The sequence below is a fragment of the Agromyces sp. NPDC056389 genome, assembly GCF_042262385.1.
Classification (GTDB): domain Bacteria; phylum Actinomycetota; class Actinomycetes; order Actinomycetales; family Microbacteriaceae; genus Agromyces.
This window is the reverse complement of sequence record NZ_JBHJPN010000001.1, coordinates 166,413-190,334: the sequence shown is the minus strand read 5'-3', so window position 1 is coordinate 190,334 and position 23,922 is coordinate 166,413. Positions and strand designations below refer to the sequence as shown.

General features: G+C 69.6%; 23 protein-coding genes. 15 read left to right on the top strand and 8 right to left on the bottom strand.

From position 1 onward, the window contains the following. The first annotated feature begins 10 nt into the window (after nt 1-10). The 5 genes from ACFCVM_RS00910 (at nt 11) to ACFCVM_RS00890 (ending at nt 4,901) form a co-directional block, all read left to right on the top strand. A complete protein-coding gene (locus tag ACFCVM_RS00910; protein WP_056008603.1) occupies nt 11-1,225 on the top strand; it encodes a CdaR family transcriptional regulator in 1,215 nt (404 codons plus the stop codon). Nucleotides 1,226-1,317: 92 nt separating this feature from the next. Continuing rightward, nucleotides 1,318-2,238: an ACP S-malonyltransferase gene (locus ACFCVM_RS00905; protein WP_375832776.1), complete on the top strand. Its 921-nt coding sequence runs from the start codon at nt 1,318-1,320 to the stop codon at nt 2,236-2,238. Between the two features lie 27 nt (nt 2,239-2,265). Continuing rightward, nucleotides 2,266-3,270: a beta-ketoacyl-ACP synthase III gene (locus ACFCVM_RS00900; protein ID WP_375832774.1), complete on the top strand. Its 1,005-nt coding sequence runs from the start codon at nt 2,266-2,268 to the stop codon at nt 3,268-3,270. A gap of 65 nt (nt 3,271-3,335) precedes the next feature. Next, a complete protein-coding gene (locus ACFCVM_RS00895; protein WP_056008597.1) occupies nt 3,336-3,584 on the top strand; it encodes an acyl carrier protein in 249 nt (82 codons plus the stop codon). A gap of 81 nt (nt 3,585-3,665) precedes the next feature. Continuing rightward, nucleotides 3,666-4,901, top strand: coding sequence for a beta-ketoacyl-[acyl-carrier-protein] synthase family protein (locus ACFCVM_RS00890; protein ID WP_375832772.1), 1,236 nt, complete (start codon nt 3,666-3,668; stop codon nt 4,899-4,901). Nucleotides 4,902-5,051: 150 nt separating this feature from the next. Here ACFCVM_RS00890 and ACFCVM_RS00885 read toward each other — a convergent pair whose 3' ends face one another. Further along, entirely contained in the window at nt 5,052-5,573 is a 522-nt protein-coding gene (locus ACFCVM_RS00885; RefSeq protein WP_375832770.1) for a DUF3145 domain-containing protein, read from the bottom strand. A gap of 170 nt (nt 5,574-5,743) precedes the next feature. Between ACFCVM_RS00885 and ACFCVM_RS00880 the strand changes: the two genes are divergently transcribed. Beyond that, on the top strand, nt 5,744-6,409 hold the full coding sequence (locus ACFCVM_RS00880; RefSeq protein WP_375832768.1) for a PadR family transcriptional regulator: 666 nt from the start codon (nt 5,744-5,746) through the stop codon (nt 6,407-6,409). Here ACFCVM_RS00880 and ACFCVM_RS00875 read toward each other — a convergent pair. Beyond that, complete coding sequence (locus ACFCVM_RS00875) at nt 6,388-8,181, bottom strand: bifunctional 3'-5' exonuclease/DNA polymerase (RefSeq protein WP_375832766.1); 1,794 nt, start codon at nt 8,179-8,181, stop codon at nt 6,388-6,390. The two genes, ACFCVM_RS00880 and ACFCVM_RS00875, sit on opposite strands and share 22 nt — an antisense overlap. A gap of 94 nt (nt 8,182-8,275) precedes the next feature. On the opposite strand from ACFCVM_RS00875, the gene ACFCVM_RS00870 reads away from it, so the two are divergent. The 6 genes from ACFCVM_RS00870 (at nt 8,276) to ACFCVM_RS00845 (ending at nt 15,987) form a co-directional block, all read left to right on the top strand. Then, nucleotides 8,276-9,037 carry a hypothetical protein gene (locus ACFCVM_RS00870; protein ID WP_375832764.1) on the top strand — a complete coding sequence of 254 codons (762 nt, stop codon included), beginning with the start codon at nt 8,276-8,278 and terminating at the stop codon, nt 9,035-9,037. 137 nt (nt 9,038-9,174) lie between these two features. Further along, nucleotides 9,175-9,645, top strand: coding sequence for a hypothetical protein (locus tag ACFCVM_RS00865; protein WP_375832762.1), 471 nt, complete (start codon nt 9,175-9,177; stop codon nt 9,643-9,645). A 79-nt stretch (nt 9,646-9,724) separates the two neighbouring features. Continuing rightward, nucleotides 9,725-11,182 carry a flotillin family protein gene (locus ACFCVM_RS00860; RefSeq protein WP_375832760.1) on the top strand — a complete coding sequence of 486 codons (1,458 nt, stop codon included), beginning with the start codon at nt 9,725-9,727 and terminating at the stop codon, nt 11,180-11,182. 55 nt (nt 11,183-11,237) lie between these two features. After that, a complete protein-coding gene (locus ACFCVM_RS00855) occupies nt 11,238-12,602 on the top strand; it encodes an MFS transporter (RefSeq protein ID WP_375832758.1) in 1,365 nt (454 codons plus the stop codon). Further along, the gene (locus ACFCVM_RS00850; protein WP_375832756.1) at nt 12,599-14,452 is read left to right on the top strand and encodes a glycoside hydrolase family 2 protein; all 1,854 of its coding nucleotides are present in this window, start codon (nt 12,599-12,601) and stop codon (nt 14,450-14,452) included. Before ACFCVM_RS00855 ends, ACFCVM_RS00850 begins: the two co-directional genes overlap by 4 nt. A 98-nt stretch (nt 14,453-14,550) precedes the next feature. Then, entirely contained in the window at nt 14,551-15,987 is a 1,437-nt protein-coding gene (locus tag ACFCVM_RS00845; RefSeq protein WP_375832754.1) for a DUF1254 domain-containing protein, read from the top strand. Nucleotides 15,988-16,070: 83 nt separating this feature from the next. On the opposite strand, the gene ACFCVM_RS00840 is transcribed toward ACFCVM_RS00845, so the two are convergent. After that, the gene (locus tag ACFCVM_RS00840) at nt 16,071-16,460 is read right to left on the bottom strand and encodes an MmcQ/YjbR family DNA-binding protein (RefSeq protein WP_375832752.1); all 390 of its coding nucleotides are present in this window, start codon (nt 16,458-16,460) and stop codon (nt 16,071-16,073) included. A gap of 93 nt (nt 16,461-16,553) precedes the next feature. On the opposite strand from ACFCVM_RS00840, the gene ACFCVM_RS00835 reads away from it, so the two are divergent. Continuing rightward, nucleotides 16,554-16,745: a hypothetical protein gene (locus ACFCVM_RS00835; protein WP_375832750.1), complete on the top strand. Its 192-nt coding sequence runs from the start codon at nt 16,554-16,556 to the stop codon at nt 16,743-16,745. A 36-nt stretch (nt 16,746-16,781) separates the two neighbouring features. Here ACFCVM_RS00835 and arfB read toward each other — a convergent pair whose 3' ends face one another. Further along, complete coding sequence (arfB, locus tag ACFCVM_RS00830; RefSeq protein WP_375832748.1) at nt 16,782-17,219, bottom strand: alternative ribosome rescue aminoacyl-tRNA hydrolase ArfB; 438 nt, start codon at nt 17,217-17,219, stop codon at nt 16,782-16,784. Between the two features lie 84 nt (nt 17,220-17,303). Between arfB and dinB the strand changes: the two genes are divergently transcribed. Continuing rightward, the gene (gene dinB, locus ACFCVM_RS00825) at nt 17,304-18,500 is read left to right on the top strand and encodes a DNA polymerase IV (protein WP_375832746.1); all 1,197 of its coding nucleotides are present in this window, start codon (nt 17,304-17,306) and stop codon (nt 18,498-18,500) included. 44 nt (nt 18,501-18,544) lie between these two features. On the opposite strand, the gene ACFCVM_RS00820 is transcribed toward dinB, so the two are convergent. From ACFCVM_RS00820 to ACFCVM_RS00805, 4 genes are all read right to left on the bottom strand, one after another. Next, nucleotides 18,545-19,468, bottom strand: coding sequence for a S1C family serine protease (locus ACFCVM_RS00820; protein WP_375832744.1), 924 nt, complete (start codon nt 19,466-19,468; stop codon nt 18,545-18,547). Nucleotides 19,469-19,607: 139 nt separating this feature from the next. Then, on the bottom strand, nt 19,608-20,231 hold the full coding sequence (locus ACFCVM_RS00815) for a hypothetical protein (protein ID WP_375832742.1): 624 nt from the start codon (nt 20,229-20,231) through the stop codon (nt 19,608-19,610). 236 nt (nt 20,232-20,467) lie between these two features. Further along, entirely contained in the window at nt 20,468-21,427 is a 960-nt protein-coding gene (locus ACFCVM_RS00810) for a glutathione synthase (RefSeq protein ID WP_375832740.1), read from the bottom strand. A gap of 35 nt (nt 21,428-21,462) precedes the next feature. Continuing rightward, a complete protein-coding gene (locus tag ACFCVM_RS00805; RefSeq protein ID WP_375832738.1) occupies nt 21,463-22,860 on the bottom strand; it encodes a flavohemoglobin expression-modulating QEGLA motif protein in 1,398 nt (465 codons plus the stop codon). Between the two features lie 456 nt (nt 22,861-23,316). Here ACFCVM_RS00805 and ACFCVM_RS00800 point away from each other — a divergent pair, with 456 nt between their 5' ends. Next, on the top strand, nt 23,317-23,706 hold the full coding sequence (locus ACFCVM_RS00800; RefSeq protein WP_375832736.1) for a DUF1801 domain-containing protein: 390 nt from the start codon (nt 23,317-23,319) through the stop codon (nt 23,704-23,706). Nucleotides 23,707-23,922: the final 216 nt, after the last annotated feature.

Here is a 23,922-nt window from a genome sequence, read left to right as displayed (position 1 = left end):
AGGCGACGAGGTGGCGACGAGGCCCAAGACGAAGGCGGAGACGCTCGCATGGTTGCGCACCATCGCGGGCGAACTCGCGACGGCGACGCTCAAGCGTCTCGAAGACACGTTGCCGTGGTACGGCGACATGCCGCCGAGCCGTCGCTCCGCCGTGGGCCTCGTCGCCCAGGCCGGCATCTCCTCGTTCGTCGCCTGGTTCGACGACCCCCGATCCACTCCGTGGATCGCGGCCGACGTCTTCGGAGCCGCTCCGCGGGAGCTGCTCCGCTCGGTGAGCCTGCAGCAGACGCTGCAGCTCATCCGGGTGACGGTCGAGGTCGTCGAGGACCGGGTGAAGGACGGCGGAGAGCCGCTCCGCGAGGCGATCCTCCTCTATTCGCGTGAGATCGCCTTCGCGGCCGCCGACGTCTACGCCCGTGCCGCCGAGGCGCGCGGCCTCTGGGACGCGCGACTCGAGGCCCTCGTGGTCGACTCGATCCTCTCGGGCGAGGCCGACGACGAGCTGCCGAGCCGCATCGCGGCCCTCGGCTGGCACGGCCACGGCGAGGTGTCGGTGCTCGTCGGCACCGCCCCGAAGCAGCTCGACGTCGACCACGTGCGCCGGGCCGCCCGCCACATGCACGCCGATGTCCTGATCGGCGTGCAGGGCAACCGGCTCGTGCTCGTGATCGGTCGCGCCGACCCGCTCGCTCGCGAGGCCGAAGAGGCCATCGGCACCGCTCCGGCGCTCACCTTCATGGAGATCGCGAGTCAGCTCGAGCCGCACTTCGGCCCGGGGCACCTGGTGCTCGGCCACGCGGTGCCGAACCTCGTCGACGCCTCGAAGAGCGCCAAGGCTGCGCTCGCGGGGTTCGCGGTCGCCCGGTCCTGGCGCCATGCTCCGCGACCGGTGCATGCCGACGACCTGCTGCCCGAACGCGCGTTGGCCGGCGATCCGCTCGCCAGGGCGACGCTCGTGCACCGCATCTACCGACCACTGCAGGCGCACTCGACCGAACTGCTCACGACCCTCTGGAGCTACCTCGACAACGGTCGCTCGCTCGAGGCGACGGCACGCGAGCTCTTCGTGCACCCGAACACCGTGCGCTACCGCCTGAAGCGCGTCTCCGACGTGATCGGCTGGGACGCGACGGGCGCTCGCGAGGCACTCATCCTGCAGTCGGCGCTCATCATCGGGTCGATGAGCGATCATGAGCTGGCGCCGCGCCGACGACCGACCAACTGAGCCGACCTTCTGTACCGTTCGTACAAGGCTTCCGCCGAGAGCTTGTCGCGTGTGCACACCCGGCCCCGCCTGCCGGTTGGCAGACTGGGGTGGTGATCGTCGTCGTCTGCCCTGGACAGGGCTCTCAGACCCCCGGATTCCTCGCTCCCTGGCTGGCCGATCCGGCCTACGCCGAACGGCTGTCGGTGCTGTCCGATGCCGCGGGGCTCGATCTCGCGCACTTCGGCACCGAGGCTGATGCCGACACGATCCGCGACACCGCGATCGCACAGCCGCTCATCGTGGCGGCCGGCATCCTGACGCTCGGCTCGCTCCTCGCCGATGGCCGCGCGGCGCGCATCGGCGGCATCGCGGGCCACTCTGTCGGCGAGATCACCGCGGCGGCAGGTTCCGGCGTGCTCAGTGAGACCGACGCGATCCGCTTCGTCGCCGAGCGAGGCCGATCGATGGCGGATGCCGCTGCGCTCGTGCCGACCGGCATGAGCGCCGTCATCGGCGCAGACGAGGCGGCCCTGCTCCCCCGCCTCGACGAGCTCGGCCTCGAACCCGCCAACTTCAACGGCGGCGGCCAGATCGTCGTCGCCGGCGCGCTCGACGCGCTCGAATCGCTGAAGGCCGAACCCCCGGCCGGCTCGCGGGTCATCCCGCTCCAGGTCGCCGGCGCCTTCCACACCCGGTACATGCGCCCGGCGGTCGAGCGACTCGCCGAGGTCGCGGCCGGTCTCACGCCGGGCGATCCGACGCTCCCGCTCTGGACGAACCGCGACGGCGGCCCCGTGACATCCGGTGCCGCATTCCTCGAGCTGCTCGTCGGCCAGGTCTCCTCGCCCGTACGCTGGGATCGCTGCATGGAGTCCTTCCAGGCGGCAGGAGTCACGGGCATCATCGAACTCGCACCGGCCGGCGCGCTCGTCGGCCTGGCGAAGCGCGCACTCAAGGGCGTGCCGACGGTCGCCGTGAAGACTCCCGAAGACCTGTCGGCGGCGATCGCGCTCATCGAGCAGCACGCCTGAACCGACGACGAGTTGAGAAAGCCGAGCATGACGAATCCCACCCTCCAGCAGGCGCACGGGCCTGCCTTCACGCGCATCTACGCCGTCGGCGCGGCTCGCGGCGAGAACGCGGTGCCCAACGCCGACCTGATCGGCCCGATCGATTCGTCCGACGAGTGGATCCAGCAGCGCACGGGCATCATCACCCGCACGCGTGCCGGCGCCGAGGTCTCGGCCACCGACCTGGCGACGACGGCGGCGCGCGAGGCGATCGAGCGGTCGGGCATCGCGCCCGAACTCGTCGACCTCGTCATCATCGCGACGATCTCCAACGTGCAGCAGACGCCGTCGATGGCGGCCGTCGTCGCCGATCGCGTCGGCGCGAACCCCGCCGCGGCCTACGACATGAACGCGGCGTGCGCAGGGTACGCGTACGCCGTCGCCCAGGCCGACGCGCTGATCCGCTCGGGGGCGGCGACGTACGCCCTCGTCATCGGTGCCGAGAAGCTCTCCGACGTCGTCGACCCGACCGACCGCTCGATCTCCTTCCTGCTCGGCGACGGCGCGGGCGCCGTGGTCGTCGGTCCGAGCGAGACGCCCGGCATCGCGCGCACCATCTGGGGCTCCGACGGCTCGAAGGCGGGTGCGGTCGGCATGAACGGCACGCTCACCGAGTTCCGCGACGGGGCGGCCGAGTGGCCGACGCTCCGCCAGGAGGGCCAGACGGTCTTCCGCTGGGCCGTGTGGGACATGGCGAAGGTCGCGAAGCAGGCACTGGATGCCGCGGGCGTGACCTCCGACGACCTCGCCGCGTTCATCCCCCACCAGGCGAACATGCGCATCATCGACGAGTTCGCCAAGCAGTTGAAGCTGCCCGACACCGTCGTCATCGCCCGCGACATCGCCACCACTGGCAACACCTCTGCCGCCTCGATCCCGCTCGCGACGCACCGCCTGCTCGAGGAGCACCCTGAACTTTCCGGAGGCCTCGCCCTCCAGATCGGCTTCGGCGCCGGACTCGTGTTCGGCGCCCAAGTGGTGGTTCTTCCCTGAACCGCCTCCCCCTGTCCATCTAGACTGTCTCTCGGTCAAACGAGACACCCCCAAGGAGAAGAACAATGGCATTGTCCACCGAAGAAGTGCTTGCCGGCCTGGCCGAGCTCATCAACGACGAGACCGGCATTGCGACCGACACGGTTGAGCTGGACAAGTCGTTCACCGACGACCTCGACATCGACTCGATCTCCATGATGACGATCGTCGTCAACGCCGAAGAGAAGTTCGACGTGAAGATCCCCGACGAAGAGGTCAAGAACCTGAAGACCGTCGGCGACGCCGTCACCTTCATCGTCAAGGCTCAGGCCTAGCAGCTGCGTGGAGCGGGCCGGCGCGTCTCGCCCGGCCCGCTCGATCAGTGTGACCAATTCCTCCATCGGAGTGTTTCTCGAATGACCAAGAAGATCGTCATCACCGGCATCGGTGCGACCTCGCCGCTCGGCGGCACCGCCCCTGAGAGCTGGAACGCCCTGCTCGCCGGTGAGTCCGGCGCGCACACACTCGAGCACGACTGGGTCGCCGAATACGAGCTGCCCGTCACCTTCGCCGCCGAGGCGAAGGTTCGACCCGAAGAGGTGCTCGAGCGTCCCGTCGCGAAGCGCCTCGACCCGTCGAGCCAGTTCGCCCTGATCTCCGCGAAGGAGGCGTGGGCCGACGCCGGCTCACCCGATGTCGCCCCCGAGCGCCTCGGCGTCGACTACGCCACCGGCATCGGCGGCATCTGGACCCTCCTCGACGCATGGGACACGCTGCGTGAGCGCGGTCCCCGCCGAGTGCTGCCGATGACCGTGCCGATGCTCATGCCGAACGCCGCATCCGCCGCGATCTCGATGCACTTCGAGGCCCGCGCATTCGCGCGCACGGTCGCGTCGGCCTGCGCGTCGAGCACCGAGTCGCTCGCGAACGCCTACGAGCACCTCCAGCTCGGCTACGCCGACGTCGTCATCGCCGGCGGCTCCGAATCCGCGGTGCACCCCATCACGCTCGCGTCGTTCTCGTCGATGCAGGCGCTCTCGCGTCGCAACGACGACCCGGCGCACGCCTCGCGCCCGTACAGCGTCGACCGCGACGGCTTCGTCATGGGCGAGGGCGCCGCGAGCCTCGTGCTCGAGACCGAGGAGCACGCGCTCGCGCGCGGCGCCCGCATCTACGCCGAGCTCGCGGGCGGCGCGGTGAGTGCCGACTCGTACCACATCACGGCCAACGACCCCGAGGGGCGCGGTGCCAGCCGCGCAGTGCTCGATGCGCTCGCACAGGCAGGCGCGACGGTCGACGACGTGACGCACATCAACGCCCACGCGACGAGCACGCCCGTCGGCGACATCGCGGAGTACACGGCACTGCGCAACGTCTTCGGCGATCGCGTGCACGAGATTCCCGTCTCCGCCACGAAGGCATCCACCGGGCACCTGCTCGGCGGCACCGGTGCGCTCGAGGCAGTGTTCACGATCCTCGCGCTCCAGAACCGTCTGGCTCCGCCGACGATCAACCTCACGACGCAGGATCCCGCGATCCCGCTGCGCATCTCGGGCGAGCCGCAGCCGCTCGGCGACGGCCCGCAGCTGGCGATCAGCAACTCCTTCGGCTTCGGCGGCCACAACGCCGTCGTCGCGATCCGCACGCCGTAGGCGAGGCGGGGCCACCCCGCACATGAGAAGACCCCGGTCGCAGTCGCTGCGCCGGGGTCTTCTCATGTGAACGGTCCGAGGGTTTCGCTCATGCGCTGCCGGGAAGTGTCATCCGACCTCGCGTCACGCCGCCGGCGGACCGAGGTTCGCTCAGCCCACCTGGTGCAACCAGACGACCGGGGCGAAGTCGCTCGCGTGACGGAACGGTTCGAGTTCGTCGTCCCACGCCTGGCCGAGGGCGAGGCGCAGCTCGCGGTGCAGCTCGATGGGGTCGGTGCCGCCGACCTCCATCGCGTACCGGATGCGGTCCTCGGGCACCACGGTGTTCCCCGCGGTGTCGGTCTGGGCGAAGAAGACGCCGAGTTCGGGCGTGTGCATCCATCGGGCGCCATCGGAGCCGGGAGTCGGGTCCTCGCTCACCTCGAAGCGCAACTGCTCCCAACCGCGCAGCGCCGAGGCGAGCTTCGCGCCGCTGCCGGCTTCGCCCTCCCAGTAGAACTCCGCGCGCATGGCACCGCGAAGCACGGGCTGCTCGTTCCAGTCGAAGTTCACGGCGACTCCGAGGGCGGTGCCGGCGGCCCACTCGACATGCGGACACAGCGCCCTCGGCGAGGAGTGCACGAACAGCACGCCTCGCGCGGTGCGCACTGCCCGCGTGGCATTCTTCGTCATGTCTGACTCCGTTCTCGAGGTGCGTCTTCCCCAACGACCTCAGACGGACAGATGACGGTATTCGGTTGTCGACGAGCGAGCCGTCACCGCCGATTATGCCCCGCATCAGGCGCATTGACAAGGTTCGAAACCATATACTCAGTGAAACGTTGATGTCGATCGGAGTACGAATGGCTGTTCGCGACGCACTGCTCGCCTTGCTCTCGGGCGGCCCGGGCTACGGGTTCCAGCTGCACGGCGAGCTCGCCGAACGCACGGGCGGTCGGCGAGAGGTCAACGTCGGGCAGAGCTACGCGACGCTCGAGCGTCTCGGCAAGCAGGGCCTCATCGAATCGGCGGGTGCCACCGACGACGGCCTCCCCCTCTACCGTGCGACGAAGACTGGTCTGGCTGCCACGTCGGCCTGGTTCTCCGGTACGGATGCCTCGGGCAGCGATCCGTGGGACGAGACCGTCGATCGTGTGCTCGTGGCGGCATCGTTGCCGGGTGTCGACGCCGGTCCGATCGTCGAGGCGGAGCGCGTGCGCTGGCAGGAGCGCGCCGTCGAGGCATCCGCTCGTGCCGAGGCCGGCGATCGAGCCGGCGACGAGGTGAGCCCGCTCGCTCGGCTCGCAGCGCTCGCCGCCGCCGCCGAGGTCGCACGCGCCCGTGCGGCGCTCGCCTGGCTCGAGGAGGTGCAGGCGGTCACGGGTCGGCACGATCTCGCCTTCGCGCCGCGCTTGGAGCGGCCCCGTCGCGGCCGACGGCCCTCGACGCGTTCGGCGGCCTCCGAGCCCCCTGGCGCCGACTCCCCTGGCGCCGAACCCGGCGAGCCTCAGGCGTCGGCCGACGCGTAGCTCTCGACGATCGCGAGGTCGAGCGGGAACTCCACGGGGAAGTCGCCGAAGAGCAGCCTGCCGGCAGCGGTCGCGGACTCCATCACCGCGGCGGCGACGTCGTCGGCGTACTCGGTCGGAGTGTGCACGATGATCTCGTCGTGCAGGTAGTAGACGAGGTGCGGAACGCGCTCGAATGCCGCACCGGAGCGAGACGCGATCGCACCCGGCTCGGCAGCATCGCCCGCGATCGCGACGAGCTTCGAACGGAGGCCCGCCATCCAGCAGAGCGCCCACTCGGCGGCGGTGCCCTGCACGACGAAGTTGCGCGTGAAGCGGCCCCAGTCGCGCGCCCGCGAACGTGCGCGTCGTTCGTCGGCCGGCGTCGCGTCGGGCTGCGAGGCGAGCGACTGCACGGCACGCCACTCGGCGCCGGGCAGCGGCGACGACCTGCCGAGGAGCGTCGTGACGCTGGCACCGCGCTCGCCCTCGGCGGCTGCTCGATCGACGAGCGCCATCGCGCGCGGATACGCGCGAGCCAGCCGCGGCACGAGGCGACCGCTCTCGCCGGTCGTCGCCCCGTACATGGCGCCGAGGATCGCGACCTTCGCCTGGTCACGGGTCTCGACGACGCCGGCACCGACGATGCCGCTGTAGAAGTCCCGGCCCCTGCCCGCCGCGGCCATCGGCTCATCGTGCGCCATGCCGGCCAGCACTCGCGGCTCGAGCTGGGCGGCGTCGGCGACGACGAGCGACCAGCCGGGGTCGGCGACGACCGCGCTGCGCACGTTCTTCGGAAGCTGGAGGGCACCTCCGCCCGACGTCGCCCAGCGCCCGGTCGCGGTGCCGCCGGGAACGTAGTCGGGCCGGAATCGGCCGTCGACCACCCACTCGTCGAGCCACGACCAGGCGTTCGCGCTGAGCAGGCGCGACAGCTTCTTGTACGCGACGAGGGGCTCGATCGCCGGGTGCTCGTGCTCGCGCAGCTCCCAGCGGCTCGTCGACTCGACCTGGATGCCGGCCAGACGCAGCGCCTTCAGGAGGTCGACCTGCGAATCGAGATTCGCGGCGGGAGCGCCGAGCAGCGTGCGCACCTCGGCCGCGAGCTCCTCCATGCGCGCCGGCTTCCGGCCGGGTGCCGGCTTCGGGCCGAGCTCGGTCTCGAGCACGCGTTCGTGCACCCCGCGATGCCATGGCAAGCCGGCGGCGTGCAACTCGGCGCCGATGAGCGCGCCCGCCGACTCCGCCGCGAGCAGCAGGCGGAGCGCACCGGGCCGCCCCGATGCTGCGACGAGGGCGAGCTGTCGTTCATGCTCGGCGAGCACGGCCTCGACCGGTACTCCGAGCACGTCGCGGGGGCCCGCGACGGGCTCGGGCTCCGAATCATCCGCCTCGCCGTCGAAGTCGAGGAGATCGAAGAGCGCCGAGTGCGCAACGGATGCCGCGGGCACGACCACTGCCGATTGCCCGGCTTCGGCCGGCCCGAGGGGCAGCCACTCGGGCCGCGGGTGCGTGCCGCCGTCGCGAGCCGGCATCGTCGCGGTCGAATGGTCGAGGATCGCGGAGGCGAGGACGAGGTCGTGGCACCGATCGACACGCACCCCCTCGGCGAGCAGGCGCGGGTACCAGCGACGGGTGTCGGCCCAGATCCAGCGGGGGCGACGCGTCGACTCGAGTGCGCGCACGACGGTCGCGAGCTGCTGCAGCGGCACGGTCTCGAAGGGTGCGCTGGAGACGGCGGGGTCGACGAGTCCCACCCGGCCGGGCCCCATCGCACCGACCACGATCCGCATGCCTCCATTCTCGCCTGCGCGTCCGACATGCCTCGACTCTTCATGTCGGTGGCGCCGGCGAGGATTGCCGTATGAACGAATACGGGCGGCGCCGATGGTCGCGGTGAGCTTCCGCTGCGGGCACGGTGCCGAGCCGGGCGACGCCGGTGTCGTCTCGCTCTCCCGTGTCTGCCCGCTCTGCATGCTGCTGCACGAGACGCAGCGCTCGCGCGCCGAGCTGCTCTCTCGCGTCGCACCACCGCAGCGCGCCGCCCTCGCCCGCGAGACGCGCATCGGGGCGAGCTACGACTGGCGCTGCGCTCGAGGCCACGATCGATACCCGGCGACGGTCGGCGAGGTGCTGACCGGCCCGAGCTGCGTGAAGTGCCGGTCGAACGCCGCCGCGCCGGGTGCGCGGCGCGAGGCCGGGGTCGCCTTCATGAAGCCCGGGCTGCGACTCGGCACATCGCAGGTCGAGCAGCGGCTGCGAACGCTCCTCGGCGAACGCATCCGCCTCCATCACCGGGTGAACGCCGTGCGCACCGCGCGGATGTTCTACGGCAAGCAGGAGGTCTGGCCCGACATTCTCGTGCCACAGCTCCGCATCGCCGTCGAATACGACGATCCCGGCCGCTCGAGGCGGGCGCACCTCGGCATGAAGGAGGCGTCCGACATCGAGAAGGACGAGGCTCTGCGCGAGGTCGGCTGGGAGGTCATCCGAATCCGCGCCGGCGGTCTCGAGGCCCTCGGCCCGTACAGCATCGTCTGTCGCAACCTCACGATCGCGGTCGCCGACGAGGTCGTCTCGCTCATGCGGCGCATCCGCGGCGACACTGCCGTCGATGCGCTGCTGGTGCCGCAGCAGCGCGCCGTCTGAGCGCCGCGATGCCGGCTGCGGCATACGTCTGACGCGGTCGGCGCATCCACTGCTGCGCGCAGCCTCGCAGCCCGATAGGGTGTACCCACCCGAGCACCCCCTCTGCCCGGGTTTTCGCGCGCGCAGAGAGGCAGTCGATGCTCCTTCCGTTCCTCATCGTCGGAGGCATCGGCCTCGTTCTCCTCGTCATCTCGCTCGTGCTCGGCGACATCTTCGATCACCTCGAGATCGGCGACGGCGCCCTCTCGGGCACGGCGCTCGCCGTCGGCATGGTCGTGTTCGGCGCATCCGGCGCGCTCGTCGCAAGCATGGGTCTCGACCTCGTGTGGGTGTACGTGCTCTCGATCGTGCTGGCCGCCGTCGCGTACCTGCTCAGCGTGCTGGCGATCCGAAACCTCACCCGGAGCTCCGACGGCGTGCCCGCCTCGGCCGTGGGCCTCTCGGGCGTCGCGCGGTCCGACGTCACCACGGCCGGCGGCGAGGTGAGCCTCGACGGCCCCGGCGAGCTCGAGCGCCGGCTCGCGTACTCCGACGAGCCGATCGCGGAAGGCGCCCGTGTGCGCGTCGTCGAGCACGCCGGCAGCCGCGTGAAGGTCGTCGCGGGCTGACGACTGCCCGCGGCTCGTCCTCCCTCACCCGAATTCCCTGCACCACCCCGCCCTGCGTCTCCTCCCGAAAGGAACCCCGATGCTCTCCCCCCTGCTGATCCAGGTGATCTCGGTCGTCGCGATCGTCATCGCGCTGCTCGCCCTGTTGACCTTCATCGCCCGCCGCATCCGCCGAGTGCCGCCGAACGAGGCGCTCGTCATCGTCGGTCGAGGGGCCGGCCGGGCTGCACCCGAGCAGTCATCGGCGCAGCGCGTCGTCATCGGCGGCCGCACCTTCGTCTGGCCGATCCTGCAGCAGGGGTTCGCGATCTCGCTCGAACAGCGCCAGATCGGCATCACCGTCGAGGGCGTCGACAAGAACCGAATCAAGATCGCCATCAAGGCGTCGATCAACTTCAAGGTCAGCGGCACCGAAGACGGCGTGCGCCGTGCGGCCCAGCGGTTCCTCTCGCAGCAGGGCCTGCTCACCGAGATCATCAAGGAGTCCCTCGAGGGCTCGCTGCGTTCGATCGTCGGCGACATGACGATCGAGCAGATCATCTCCGATCGCAAGAGCCTCTCCGACCGCGTCGTCGCCGAAACCAAGACCGACCTCGTGGAGCAGGGCCTGCAGGTCGACCTGCTGAACATCTCCGACATCTCGACGCCCGGCAGCGAGTACCTCGCGAACCTCGGTCGCGCCGAGGCCGCCCGCGCCCGCCAGGTCGCCGAGGTGAGCGAGGCCGAGGCCGCCCGGGTCAGCGAGTTCGCGCGCATCGAGGCCGCCGAGCAGGTCGCCGAACGGCAGAAGGCGCTGAGCCTGAAGCAGGCCACCATCAAGGCCGAGACCGATCGGGCCAACGCCGAGGCCGAGGCATCCGGCCAGCTCGCGAAGGCCGAGCAGGACAAGCTGGTCGCCGTGCAGGAGCGCGACGCGCTCTCGGAGCAGGCGCTCGTGACGCAGGAGCGTCTGGACATCGAGATCCGCAAGCCCGCCGAGGCCGAGGCCTACGCCGAGGTGCAGCGCGCCACGGCCCTCCGCGACGCCGCGAATGCGAGCACCGAGGCCGAGGCGTACAAGCGCACCAAGATCGCCGAGGCCAACAAGGTCGCAGCAGTGCAGGATGCCGAGGCATCCGCCACCTCCGTTCGCTTCGCCGGTGAGGCCGAGCGCGACCGCCAGGTGGCGCTCGCCGCGGGTATCCGCGCCGACGGTGAAGCTCGCGCAGCAGCCATCCAGGCCGAGGGTCTCGCCGAGGCCGCCGCCACCGACGCCAAGGCCATGGCGCTGAAGAAGTACGGCGAGGCCGCCCTCGCGCAGGAGATCATCTCGCGACTGCCCGAGATCGTGCGCGCCGCTGCGGAACCGATCTCGAACATCAAGACCCTCACCGTCGTGTCGACCGATGGCGCGAGCGCCATCACGAAGACCGTCGGCCAGGTGCTCGGCGAGGGCACCGAGGTCGTGAAGTCGCTGACCGGGCTCGACGTCGGTTCGATCCTCGCCGGACTCGCGGGCGGACAGCTCGTGAAGGCGGCCGACACGGCTGCGGAGTGACGCGCCGACCCCTGTGACACCGGAGCGCCGACCCGTCGGCGGAGAGGATGCACCCGTGACGACGACGTCCACGGATCTGGGCACGACCCCGGCGGGCCGTGCAAGCCGACTCGGCCCGCGACGCTGGGCGGTGCTCGCGCTCGTCGGCCTCGTCGGCCAGATCGCGTGGACGGTCGAGAACATGTACCTCAACGTGTTCGTCTACGACACGATCACCGATGACCCTGCGGTGCTCGCGGCGATGGTCGCCGCGAGCGCCGCGTCGGCCACGCTCGCCACGCTCGTCGTCGGCGCGTGGAGCGACCGAGTGGGCCGTCGCCGCGTCTTCGTCGCCGGCGGGTACGTGCTGTGGGGACTCTCGACCGCGGCATTCGGACTCGTCACGGTCGACGGGCTCGCCGGTGCGGCATCCGTCGCCGGCGCGGTCGCCCTGGCCGTGCTCACCGTCATCGTGCTCGACTGCCTCATGAGCGTGCTAGGTTCGGGCGCCAACGATGCCGCGTTCAACGCCTGGGTGACCGACGTGACCGACACCACGAACCGCGGCCGCGTGGAGGCGGTGCTCGCCGCACTGCCGCTGCTCTCGATGCTGCTCGTGTTCGGCGTGCTCGACGGACTGACCCGTGCCGGCGAATGGCGCACGTTCTTCTTCACGATCGGCATCGCGATCGTGATCGTGGGTGTCGTGACCTGGTTCCTGATGCGCGACTCGACCGCGCCGCGGCGGCAGGCCGACGGCGTCTGGCGCTCGATCGCGTTCGGCCTGCGGCCGTCGACGATCCGCGCGAACCCCGCGCTCTACCTCACCTTCGGGGCCTGGGCGGTCTTCGGCATCTCGACGCAGGTGTTCCTGCCGTACCTGATCATCTATCTGCAGCGAACCCTCCGCATCGACGGGTACGCGCTCGTGCTCGGCGTCGTGCTCCTCGGCGCGTCGGTCGTGAGCATCGTCGGCGGGCGGTTCATCGATCGGGTGGGCAAGGTGCGGTCGATCCTCCCAGCCCTCTCGATCTACCTCGTCGGCCTCGTGCTCATGGCGTTCGTGCGCGACATCACGTGGGTCATCATCGCGGGGCTCGCGATGATGAGCGGGTTCATGCTCGTCGTCGCCGCGGTCGGCGCCGCATCCCGCGACGCCACCCCGCGCGACCGCGCCGGGTCGGTGCAGGGACTCCGCATGATCTTCGCGATCCTGATCCCGATGGTCATCGGCCCGTTCATCGGCGCGGCGATCATCAGCGGCGCCGGCGAGACGTACGCCGAGCTCGGCGTCGTGAAGCAGGTGCCGACGGCCGGCATCTTCATCGGCGCCGCGGTGGTCGCCGTGCTCGTCGTCGTGCCGACGATCCTGCTTCTGCGCCGTGAGCGGCGCGAGCAGCAGGCGCAGCACGAGCAGCGCGCTGCGGCAGGGCAGGCATGAGCCGCGCCGACCGAGCGTTGCCGTCGACGCTCCTCACGGAGTGGGGCGAACAGCTCGATCGCGAGCATCCGCTTCCCGAATACCCCCGGCCGCAGCTCACTCGCGAGTCGTACCTGAATCTCAACGGTGTCTGGCGATACGCGATCACGCCTCACGGTGAGGCGCCAGGCGCGCTCGACGGTTCCGACAGTTACGACGGTTCCGACGGTTACGACGGTTACGACGGCGAGATCGTCGTGCCCTTCTCCCCCGAGTCGGTGCTCTCCGGAGTCGGCAGGCAGCTGCAGCCCGATGAGACCCTGCACTACCGCCGCACCTTCCACCTCGACGCGGGGTTCACGCCGGCCGGCGGACGCATCCTGCTGCACTTCGGCGCCGTCGACCAGCGCTGCACCATCGAGGTGAACGGCGTCGTGGTCGGCGAACACGTCGGCGGCTACCTGCCGTTCACGATCGACATCACCGGTGCGGTCGGCGAACGGGGGCAGGGCGCGGAGCACGAGCTGCTCGTTCGCGTCACCGACCCGAGCGACACTGCCGAGTACTCCCGCGGCAAGCAGAAGCTCGATCGAGGCGGCATCTGGTACACCGCGCAGTCGGGCATCTGGCAGACCGTCTGGATCGAAGCGGTGCCCGCCGCGTGGGTCGCACGGCTCGAGTACGAGGCCGACCCCGCACGCGGCGAGCTGACCGTCACCGTGCACGCCGGCGGAGCGGCGCTCGAGCAGCAGCTCGCAACCGTACGAGTCGCCGCCGAGGGCGTCCGCGTGGGCGAAGGGCGAGCGGCAGCGGGGCATCCACTCGTGCTGACGATCGCCGAGCCGAGACCGTGGAGCCCCGAGCACCCGTTCCTCTACGACATCGAGGTCGAGTACGGCGACGACCGCGTCGTGAGCTACGTGGGGCTCCGCAGCTTCGGGGTCGGCCCAGATGCAGCCGGCCTGCCACGCCTGCTGCTCAACGGCGAACCGTACTTCCACGCGGGCGTGCTCGATCAGGGCTACTGGAGCGACGGGCTGTACACGCCGCCGTCCGATACGGCGATGGTGCACGACATCCGGTCGATGAAGGAACTCGGGTTCACGATGCTGCGCAAGCACATCAAGATCGAACCGCTGCGCTGGTACCACCACGCCGACCGGCTCGGAATGCTCGTGTGGCAGGACGCGGTGAACGGCGGTGGGCGCTACGACCCGGTCGTCATCACGGCGCCCGTGCTGACACCGCTGCGGCTCGACGACCATCGATACCGGGCATTCGGTCGAACGGATGCCTCCGCGCGCGCGCACTGGCGCCAGGAGCTGCGCGACATGGTCGAGCACCTGCACGGCGTCGTCAGCATCGCGGTCTGGGTGCCGTTCAACGAGGGCTGGGGGCAGTTCGACGCCGCCGAGGTCACGGCGGAGCTGCGCGTACTCGACCCGAGTCGGAGCATCGACCATGCGAGCGGATGGCACGACCAGGGTGTCGGCGACCTGACGAGCCTGCACGTGTACTTCCGGCGGTTCCGCGTGCCGCGACGACGACGGGCGACCGCCCATCGAGCGCTCGTCGTGTCGGAGTACGGCGGATACAGCCAGCGCCTGCCCGAGCACAGCGTCACGCCGCGCGAGTTCGGCTACAAGCGGTTCGGCGACCGCGACGGCCTCGCTGCAGCCTTCGTGCGACTGCACGAGGAGGAGATCATCCCGACGCTCCCCCACGGCCTCGCCGCCATCGTGTACACCCAGCTCAGCGATGTCGAAGACGAGAGCAACGGGCTGCTGAGCTACGACCGCCGCGTCGTGAAGCTGCCCGTCGACGTCGTTCGGTCGGTGACCGATCGGTTGAGGTATCCCACCAGCCCGTAGCCACGCGCGTCTGCGGCCGGCCGGGGCCGGAGGCGCCGCAGGTTTGTCTTCGATGCGCGCCACTGCCAAGGTGAGATGACGTTCGATCAAGGGGGAACATGTCAGAGCAGCAGCGTCCAGGACTCACCGCAGCCGAGATGGCGAAGGCCGTGGCTTCGTTGAGCGCACCCGACACCGTCGAGTCGCCGTTCGGCCACCTTCGCTTCTTCGACGGAGTGCCGTTGCCCGAGACCGTCGAGACGGCGTACGCGGCGCTCGACCTGGTCCGGGCCATCGACGTGTTCCTGAACGCCGTTCCCGGCGCGTCACTCGTGGCGTTCCGCGCGGGCCTGCGCGTGGCCGGCGTCACCACGCCGCGACAGATCGGCATCACCGAGCCTCGGGCGACATCGAAGGCGCTGTTCCTCACGCCGAACACCGAGACGACTTATGGCACCACCATGCTCGACCTGAAGGCGTGGGGGCCGACGGTCATCGAGGCACCGCCGCAGTCGCTCTGCGTCGTCGACGACTTCTGGTTCCGCTACGTCGCCGACATGGGCATCGCCGGGCCAGACCGAGGCGCGGGCGGCAAGTACCTCTTCCTCCCGCCGGGCTACGACGGCGAGGTGCCCGACGGCTACTTCGTCTACCGCACACCGACCTTCACGAACTTCGTGGTGCTCCGCGCGCTCGGCGGCGTGCCGGCCATGAAGCAGACGCGCATCTACCCGCTCGCCGAGGCGGCGAACCCTGCCGAGAACGAGTTCGTCAATCTCGCCGAGACGCCGTTCAACACCGTGCACGCGAACGACTACTCGTTCTACGAAGAGGTGGCCACGCTGGTAGAAGAGGAGCCGATCGAATCGCTCGATCCCGAGCGTGCAGGGCAGCTCGCCGCGATCGGCATCGTGAGCGGTCAACCGTTCGCGCCGGACGCCAGGCTGCGCGGCATCCTCGAGCAGGCGGCGCCGATCGCCGCCGGACTCGCTCGGACGGTCGCTTACCAACCCCGCGACCCCGAGGCCGTGTTGTACGGTTCGTGGCGCAACGGCTTCGTCGGCGGCAACTACGAATTCATCAGGAACGGTGCGCGGCTCCTCGACGCCCGTACCCAGTTCCACTACATCGCGACCGTCATCACCCCGGCGATGGCGCACGCGCAGGTCGGTGCCGGCTCGGCCTACGCCTACACCGTGCACGACGCCCAGGGACGACTCCTCGACGGTGCGCGCAGCTATCGCCTGCGCGTCGACGCCAATCCCCCGGCCAAGAACTTCTGGGCGGTCGACCTGTACGACACGCAGACGCGTTCGCTGCTCGTCATCCCCTCGACTCCGTATCCCGCGCTCGCGAGCAACGACGGCAAGCTCCAGGCAAACGACGACGGCTCGTTCGACCTCTTCTTCGGACCGACGGCGCCGGCCGGCAAGGAGTCGAACTGGGTCGAGACGGTGCCCGGAAAATCGTGGTTCCCCTTCTTCCGCATCTACGGACCACTCGAGCCGTGGTTCGAGCAGACCTGGCGGCTCAACGAGTTCGAGCCGATCGACTGAGCACGCTCGACGGCGGTGCGCCGCGACATCCGACTCTCGGTAGGTTGATCTGTTGCATGGACCAGCGAACCGCTGTCGGCGCCCTACCCGCCGATCGCGTCGAACTCGGCCCGCAGGTACTTCGGTGCCTGCACCCGCCACGCCTCGGTCACGAGCTCGGCGAGGTGCTGCTCGTCGATGCCCCGCATGCGGAACGCGACCTTCGGTTCTCCCCAGCTCGTCGTCGTGCGCAGGAACACGTCTGGCGCCATCTCGACGAGCGCGAGCGCGTCGATGGGGTCGGCGACCTTCACCCCGACGACGAGCTCGGCCGCGATGATCGCGCGCATGTCTGCCGGGATGCTCGGCCATGGGTGGCACTCCCACACGAAGAGCTTGCTGCGAACGAACCATGCGGCGCCGCCCGTCGTGGCTCGTTGCTCACTGCCGGGCAGCCGAGCGGCGATGCGTCGGACGTCGTCGAGGGTGGGCACAGGCCGAGTGTATGACGCACCGCCGACGCGGGATCGCTGGAATCGCGTGCTCCACGGCCGTCGTCGGCGTATCGTGTGCCTCGGGAGGGCGACATGACCGACAGGAGTTCGAATACCGGATGCTTCGCCGGCGGCGGTGCGATCTACGGTCTCGGCATCATCGGCGCGTGGGTGTTCTTCTTCCAGCAGGCCGACGCGTTCTGGGAGTTCATCGGGGCATTCTTCCAGGGCCTCTTCTGGCCGGCGTTCATGGTCTACGAGCTGTTCACAGCACTCGTGGAATGAGCCGCGACGGCGCACCGCGATGCCGCCACTCGGCGGTCAGTCGTGAGGCGGGCGACGCAGTCGTTTGACGTCGGTGCGCCGCTTCTTCGCCTCCAAGCGCCGTTCCTTCGACCCCCGACTCGGCCTCGTCTGTCGTCGCGAGGGCGACGGCGGCCGCAGTGCGTCGGCCACGACGGCGGCGAGCCGAACGAGTGCGGCATTCCTGTTGCGCAATTGCGCGCGATGTTCGGACGCCGTGATCGTCAGTACGCCGTCGACGAGGCGATTGGCCAGACGCTCGAGGAGCCGTTCCCGCTGAAGCGGAGAGAGCACCGCCGAGCCCGCCACATCCCAGACGAGTTCCGCTCGGGAGTCGGCGGTGTTCACGCCTTGACCGCCCGGGCCGGATGACCGCGAGAACCGCCAGGAGAGCTCGGAATCGGGAATCGTGAGCCCGGCATCGACCCGAAGACCCGGACGGTTGGCGGTGGGCATGGATCCATCATCCTCTTCCGCCCGAGAGTTGTGTCGCCGGTGCGTGCGACGATCCGGAGGACGGACGATCTGCGGGAGGACGAGATGCGGGGCGAGGCGACCGTGTTGCATGCGGATCTCGACGCGTTCTACGCCTCAGTCGAGCAGCGTGATGCGCCCGAGTTGCGCGGCCGACCTGTCGTGGTCGGCGGCGGTGTCGTGCTGGCGGCGAGTTACGAGGCGAAGGCCCGTGGGGTGCGTACCGCGATGGGCGGTCGGCAGGCGCGCGAGCTGTGCCCCGACATCGTGGTCGTCCCGCCGCGGATGGACGCGTACTCGGCTGCCAGTCGAGCCGTGTTCGCGATCTTCCGCGACACGACTCCGCTCGTGGAGGGCCTCTCCATCGACGAGGCGTTCCTCGAAGTCGGAGGCCTCCGGCGCATCGCGGGCACGCCGGAGCAGATCGCGGTGCGATTGCGTGAGCGGGTTCGCTCGGAGGTCGGGTTGGCCATCTCGGTCGGGATCGCCCGGACCAAGTTCCTCGCGAAGGTCGCAAGCGCGGTCAGCAAGCCCGACGGACTCCTCGTGGTCGAACCCGAACGGGAGGAATCGTTCCTGCTGCCGCTGCCGGTCGAGCGGCTGTGGGGTGTCGGTGCAGTGACCGCCGAGAAGCTGCACCGACTCGGCATCCGCACGGTCGGGGAACTGGCCGAACTCGAAGCCTCGGCCGCAGAGCGACTGCTCGGCAAGGCGACCGGCGCGCATCTGCACGCGCTGGCGCGGCTCCGCGACCCGCGCCCCGTCGACACCGCGCGCCGACGCGGCTCCATCGGCTCTCAGCGGGCACTCGGCAGCCGCCAGCGCTCGGCCGAAGAACTCGACCTCATCCTCACCCAGATCGTCGACCGGCTCAGCCGCCGCCTCCGCGATCGGGACCGCGTGTGCCGCACGGTCGTGCTGCGTCTTCGCTACGGCGACTTCGCGAAGGCCACCCGATCGCGCACCCTCGGTTCCGCGTCCGATCGCACGGCAGTCCTGCTCGCCGTCGCACGAGAGCTGCTCGCCGGCGCGCGACCCGAGATCGCCGAGCGCGGCATCACCTTGATCGGCGTCTCGCTGTCGCAGCTCGCGCATATCGACAGCCTGCAGCCGGAGTTGCCGATCGACTGGGACGACGGGGTGAAGCTCGACACGGTGCTCGACGCGGTACGCGATCGCTTCGGCGCGGCGTCCGTCGCGCGAGCTGCGCAGCTCGGTCGCGAACCGGGCTGGTCGACGCCGCTGCTGCCCGAACACGAGTGAGCACGACGAACGATGGCGAGCACGCCAGCGCGCGACTCGCCGCGTCAGCGGCTGGGCAATTCCTCGGGCGCCAGCACGAGATCGACGAGCGCCCCGTTGCGCAGTACGGTCATCTCCATGCTGCGGCCGATCGCATCCTCGACCATGAGCCGCTGCACCCCGGTCGGATCGAACACCGGTGTGCGGTCGATCGTGACGACGATGTCGCCCCTGTGCGCCCCTGCCAGTGCGGCTGGGCTACCGGCGACCGTCGAAATGACCTGCATACCGGTCGGCGATCCGACCAGCGCGGCGGCCTCGGGACTCAACGGCACCTTCGCCCCGGCCACGCCGAGCCACGCCCGACGCACGCGCCCGTAGGCCGTGAGCTTCTCGATGATGTCGAGGGTCGTGGCGTTGATCGGCACGGCGAGTCCGAGCCCGAAGCCGGCGACCGCGGTGTTCACGCCGACGAGCCGGCCGGCGCTGTCGGCGAGTGCTCCCCCGCTGCTGCCGGGATTGAGCGCGGCATCCGTCTGAATCACCTCATCGATCACCCGGCCCGCACCGGTCGGAAGCGACCGGCCGAGTGCCGAGACGATGCCGGCGGTGACACTGCCGGCGAGCCCGCGCGGGTTGCCGAGCGCCACGACGAGCTGCCCGACGCGCAGGTGCGTCGCGTCGCCGAGCGGCACCGGGGCCGGCGTCGGCCCAATCGCCCGCAGCACAGCGAGATCGGAGAGCACGTCGGCGCCGACCACCTCGGCATCGGTCGAGCTGCCGTCGGCGAACGCGAGTTCGACTGAAGACGCGTCAACGACGACGTGGGCGCTCGTCAAGAGGCGCCCGTCGGTGCTGATCACCGAGGCACTGCCGGCACCCGCCCCTGCGGCGGAGCGCACGTTCACCGCCGCGATCGATGGCAACACCATCTCGGCGACGCGCACGACCGCTGCCGAGTAGGCATCGAGTGCCTCGCTATCGTCCATGCAGCCAGTCTCGACCCGTAGCGGGGCGCTGCGGCCGAGGTTCGCGCAGAGCTGACGACCCTGAGCACGAATGATGACCGCCGAGGAAGCCGCGTCCTCGCGTCAGCCCATCACGCCGAACTGGACGGACGCACGCAGCTCAACTCAGCGAAGCGACCTCGAGCTCCGTGCCGGCGAACCGACCTGGATGCGCACGTCGCAGCATGGGACCTCGATCCGCACCAACGAAATGCGCCGTGTCCGACACGGTTGCGCTGAGCAGGGCGACCAGATGATCATCGGGATCCGCGACGCATGCCCGCGCGATTCCCTCGACGGCGCTGGTCACGAGAGCCCAGCACTGCCGCACCGTCATGCCGGAGGGGACCGGACCGACCTTCATGATGAACTCGTCAGCCCAGGCATCGGCGGCGGGAGCGGCACGAAGCGCGGCATTCCCCAGTCCGCGCAACTCCGGGACGGGCTCGTCGTCTCGATCCGCGAGAGCCTTGAGGGCGACTCGCATGCCCACGGCCTGCGAACGCTGACGCTCCTCGGCGGCGATGGGCAACGCGACGCTTGCAGCTCGTGTCGCGATCATGACGTCGACCACCGGGTCATCGCTCGTCAGGCCGATGACCATCGGGATGAGGGGCGTGAGCCGGGCACGGCCTGCTTCGCTCGTCCGGTCGTTGACGATCCGTGCGAGAAGCGCAAGAGTGCGGTGCGTACATGCAGGATGATCGCTCCAACGCTCCCCCGCGAGGTACGACGCGAATTCCATGAAGCAGGCCCCACGCCGTGGGGACCGGTGCCTGCCCGGGGACAGGATCGGCATGACGTCCGGTTGAGCCGTCCAATCGCGCATCGGCCCCCCTCTCGCTCCTTCTACTGTGCGCCCGCTGCGGCCAGGATTCAAGTACCTCGGGCCGATGCGGGCTCGTGATCGCTGGTCTCGGCGGACGACCTGTGCGACCGACGTCCACCTTCGCCTCTCCGTCAACGGACGAACGGCGGCGCTCAGGACCCCCGGCTCACGCGGCGCTCCAGGGCTTCGATGACGGTCTCGGCGATGTCGATGTCGTAGAGCCTTTCTATGCTCTGGAACCCGCCGGGACTCTCCGCATTGATCTCCACCACCCGGCTGCCGATCACGTCGATGCCCACGAGGAACATGCCATCGGCGACGAGCTTGTCGCCCATCGCCTCGACGATGCCGAGCTCGGCCTCACCGACTTCGAGAGGCACCGACCGACCGCCGGTGCTGATGTTGGCGCGAGGGTCGTTGCCGGTGGGCACGCGTCGGAAGGCGGCCGGCCTGCCGTCGCGTTCGAGGATGCGGCCCTCCAGTAGGAAGATCCGGGCATCGCCGTCCTTGGCGCCGTCGATGAACTCCTGGATGATGGCGTAGCCGTCCTGCAGTACCGACTCCGTCATCTGTGCGAGGTTGGTCTCTCCAGGGCCCTCGATCATGAAGACGTTGCGGCCCTTGGCCCCGTACAGCGGTTTGACGACGCAGTGGCCGACTTCGTCGACGAACCGCTCGATCGCCGCCGGATTCCGTGTCACCAGCGATCGAGGTCGGACCTGCTCGGGGAATTCCTCCAGGTAGAGCTTGCTGGTCGCTCGATGGAGGGTGTTCGGGTCGTTGACCACCGTCACACCCCGCTCCGCAAGCATCTGTCCGAACACCACGCCCATCGGGCTGGCCCATGGGCGCTCCTGCAGATCGTCGATCGACTCGTTGCGCAGGACGAGCGCATCGAGGTCGTCCATGATGATCCGCTCGGCGTCGCGCGCCTTGATCCGCTCCATGAAGCTCGCGAGGGTGTCGTCGTTCTTCCACCTCGCGGCCCGAGCCGTGGCAGCGAACTGCCCGTCGCTGCTGCCGTGCTCGAGGTCCCCGACGCCGACATACCAGGTCTCGTGCCCGCCCCTGACTGCGGCCCTGGCGAGTCGGGTGGTCGTGTACTCGTCCACCTCGGTTTCGACGTCGTTGACGAGAAATGCGAGCCTCATGCCGCCACGTCTCCCTCGTAGAGGTCGGTGACGGTCATGCCGGCGTGCAGCCTCTCCAGACGCTCTTGTGCACCAGACACGTCCAGCCAGCGCGGCCGAACCCACGGCGCGTGGAGTACTCCTCTATCGAGCAGGTCCTGCACGAGGGGGATGTGGTCCAATGCGAGCTTGCCGACGAGCAGGACGTCGAGGCGGCTGCCCTCGGCGAGGGCGTCGAGGATGCGCGTGATCCCGCGCAGGTAGATCGCGTCTTTCACCGATCCGCCCCCGACGACGACGCGGATTGCGATGGACCACGCGGTCCGCGCAGGTATGCGATGGTCGGCCCGCAACGAGTCGAAGATGTCCAGGAAGCCCGCGCCGTCGAGCATCTTGCCGACCGCGACCACTCGCGCCGCGAGCACACGCAGCCGCCGCGGGTCCAACCCGCCGGTCAGGTACTCGGCGAGCACGGCGAGGCCCTCCTGGGTCTCGTCGTAGCCGGGCAGGCCGATGGTCAGCAGCTTCAGTGGCTGCCGGGCACCGTTCTGGTAGGTGACCACGTGGGTGCCGACCTCGTGGTGCAGCAGCGGCTCGACCCGGTCGGCCCGGAAGGCGGCGGACTCCGGGATGAGCAGGCGGCCGAACGACACCATCAGCTCCGAGACGTCATCCCGAACCTCGACGTGAACGGGGAAGTCCGGATACACGCCACGGTAGCGCTCGAACTCCGCACGGGCGGCGTCGGCGAACGCCGCGGCCGTGACGGTCTGGGTGCTGGGTGCCTGCGGGGGAATGGTTTCGAGCAGCTCCTCTGCCGCCGCGGCGAGCGGAGGGGCCACCGTTCCGTAGAGCTGAAGCGACCCGTACAGGAATCGTGACGTGTCGCGGTCCTCCAGTGCGGTGATCTGCCGGGCGATCTCGTCCCTCTTCGCCCGGAAGAGTGTGTGCAGCGCGGGGTCGTCCACGTTCTCGACCTCGAGGTCGTACAGGTCGCGCTGCACCAGGTCGGGGTCGAAGTCGAGCGGTCGTAGCCGAAGCGTGGGCGCGGTGCCGAAGTCACTGCGTTCGAAGTCCGCCCATGCCTCCGCCGCGTTGAGTGGGGTGACGTTGACGAGCAGGTTCACACGGCGCTCGATCTCGGTGAGCCGGGCGTCGATCGCAAGTGCGGGCGCCAGCTGCGCGGTCGGTGATGCCATCTCACCAGCGTGCTCGTCTTCGGGCGGGCCGGGATCGCCCGGGCGAGTGGTCGCATCCTCTGCGATGTCGATTCGGGTGACACCAGCCTGCTCAGTCGACTGGATCTGCGCCTGCAGATCCTCCGGGTTCACGATCGCACCGCTCTGGTCCGGCCGATCTGGGCGGTCACTCATCGTCAGCTCCCCTCGGGCCCTGGGTCGCACCCGACGCAGCATCGGTCGCGAGGGTCTCGGCTACGATCGGCGTCTCCGCGGCAATGGTGACGTCGTCGCTCGACGTGTGATCCTCATCGGTCTTCCCGCCTGCGTCGTCAGCCATCCACGATGGGGTCATCTCAGGATCGGACATGGTGGCTCCGTTCACTCGATGATCAGACCGTAAACCGCCCGCCCTCGCGGAGTCGAGGCCTTGCCTGTTGCTGCGAGCTGCACTATGTGTTTCGAGCTGCGCTCTGTGAACGAGGACCGGGGTCGTCCCGGGCGACGAGCTCGTGAACGATCCGCCACGCCCGCCGTCCCCCTATCCGACGAAGCCTCATCCAGGACCGCCCCGCGTTGGCGGTTCGGCGCCGAGCGAACTGTTCCCGAGATCGTCGTGCCAGGTACGTCGCACGCGCCGATCGACCAACGTCGGGTGTTGATTTCATCAGCTCTTTTCGCAAGTATTCGCGCATGAGTGACAAGTCAGATTCCGAACAGATCGACGACATCATCGCGCAGCAGAGCGGCTGGAAACAGGACGTGCTCGTCGCGCTTCGAGCTGCGATCATGGCCGCCGATCCGAGTGCCGTCGAGGTGGTCAAGTACAAGAAGCCGTCCAAACCGGAGGGCGTTCCGTTCTGGACGCATGACGGAGACGTCTGCTTCGTCGACGTACTCAAGAGCGCGGTGAGGCTGACGTTCGCAAGGGGTGCCCGCATGGAAGGCAGCGATCTCTTCAACACCAGGCTGGACAGCAAGGTCGTCCGAGCCATCGACTACTTCGATGGAGACCAAGTGGACGGAGCGGCGATCGAGGCGCTCGTGGCCGAGGCCGTAGAACTCAACGTCGCAGCCCGCTGACAGCGGTGGCGGAAGAGCCGAACTGTCGCCCAGGTCAGGCGATCGCGACCCTCGCATTACCTGGCCTGCCCCTCCACCGCCGGTACGGCGTCCGGCTCGTGAATCCCGTCGCGAGGGCGGTCGCAACGGTGAGCGAGACACCGTCATCAGCCTCTCGGACGCGTTCCGTGGAGACATGGGTTCGCGCTCTGCGCACCAGTAGGCGCGCTGCGGCGT

What these genes read in the sequence shown, in the direction of transcription:
- ACFCVM_RS00900 (WP_375832774.1), top strand. Translation starts at nt 2,266, where the DNA reads ATGACGAATCCCACCCTCCAGCAGGCGCACGGGCCTGCCTTCACGCGC.
- ACFCVM_RS00895 (WP_056008597.1), top strand. Translation starts at nt 3,336, where the DNA reads ATGGCATTGTCCACCGAAGAAGTGCTTGCCGGCCTGGCCGAGCTCATC.
- ACFCVM_RS00890 (WP_375832772.1), top strand. Translation starts at nt 3,666, where the DNA reads ATGACCAAGAAGATCGTCATCACCGGCATCGGTGCGACCTCGCCGCTC.
- ACFCVM_RS00885 (WP_375832770.1), bottom strand. Translation starts at nt 5,573, where the DNA reads ATGACGAAGAATGCCACGCGGGCAGTGCGCACCGCGCGAGGCGTGCTG.
- ACFCVM_RS00880 (WP_375832768.1), top strand. Translation starts at nt 5,744, where the DNA reads ATGGCTGTTCGCGACGCACTGCTCGCCTTGCTCTCGGGCGGCCCGGGC.
- ACFCVM_RS00875 (WP_375832766.1), bottom strand. Translation starts at nt 8,181, where the DNA reads ATGCGGATCGTGGTCGGTGCGATGGGGCCCGGCCGGGTGGGACTCGTC.
- ACFCVM_RS00870 (WP_375832764.1), top strand. Translation starts at nt 8,276, where the DNA reads ATGGTCGCGGTGAGCTTCCGCTGCGGGCACGGTGCCGAGCCGGGCGAC.
- ACFCVM_RS00865 (WP_375832762.1), top strand. Translation starts at nt 9,175, where the DNA reads ATGCTCCTTCCGTTCCTCATCGTCGGAGGCATCGGCCTCGTTCTCCTC.
- ACFCVM_RS00860 (WP_375832760.1), top strand. Translation starts at nt 9,725, where the DNA reads ATGCTCTCCCCCCTGCTGATCCAGGTGATCTCGGTCGTCGCGATCGTC.
- ACFCVM_RS00850 (WP_375832756.1), top strand. Translation starts at nt 12,599, where the DNA reads ATGAGCCGCGCCGACCGAGCGTTGCCGTCGACGCTCCTCACGGAGTGG.
- ACFCVM_RS00845 (WP_375832754.1), top strand. Translation starts at nt 14,551, where the DNA reads ATGTCAGAGCAGCAGCGTCCAGGACTCACCGCAGCCGAGATGGCGAAG.
- ACFCVM_RS00835 (WP_375832750.1), top strand. Translation starts at nt 16,554, where the DNA reads ATGACCGACAGGAGTTCGAATACCGGATGCTTCGCCGGCGGCGGTGCG.
- arfB (WP_375832748.1), bottom strand. Translation starts at nt 17,219, where the DNA reads ATGCCCACCGCCAACCGTCCGGGTCTTCGGGTCGATGCCGGGCTCACG.
- dinB (WP_375832746.1), top strand. Translation starts at nt 17,304, where the DNA reads ATGCGGGGCGAGGCGACCGTGTTGCATGCGGATCTCGACGCGTTCTAC.
- ACFCVM_RS00820 (WP_375832744.1), bottom strand. Translation starts at nt 19,468, where the DNA reads ATGGACGATAGCGAGGCACTCGATGCCTACTCGGCAGCGGTCGTGCGC.
- ACFCVM_RS00815 (WP_375832742.1), bottom strand. Translation starts at nt 20,231, where the DNA reads ATGGAATTCGCGTCGTACCTCGCGGGGGAGCGTTGGAGCGATCATCCT.
- ACFCVM_RS00805 (WP_375832738.1), bottom strand. Translation starts at nt 22,860, where the DNA reads ATGCTGCGTCGGGTGCGACCCAGGGCCCGAGGGGAGCTGACGATGAGT.
- ACFCVM_RS00800 (WP_375832736.1), top strand. Translation starts at nt 23,317, where the DNA reads ATGAGTGACAAGTCAGATTCCGAACAGATCGACGACATCATCGCGCAG.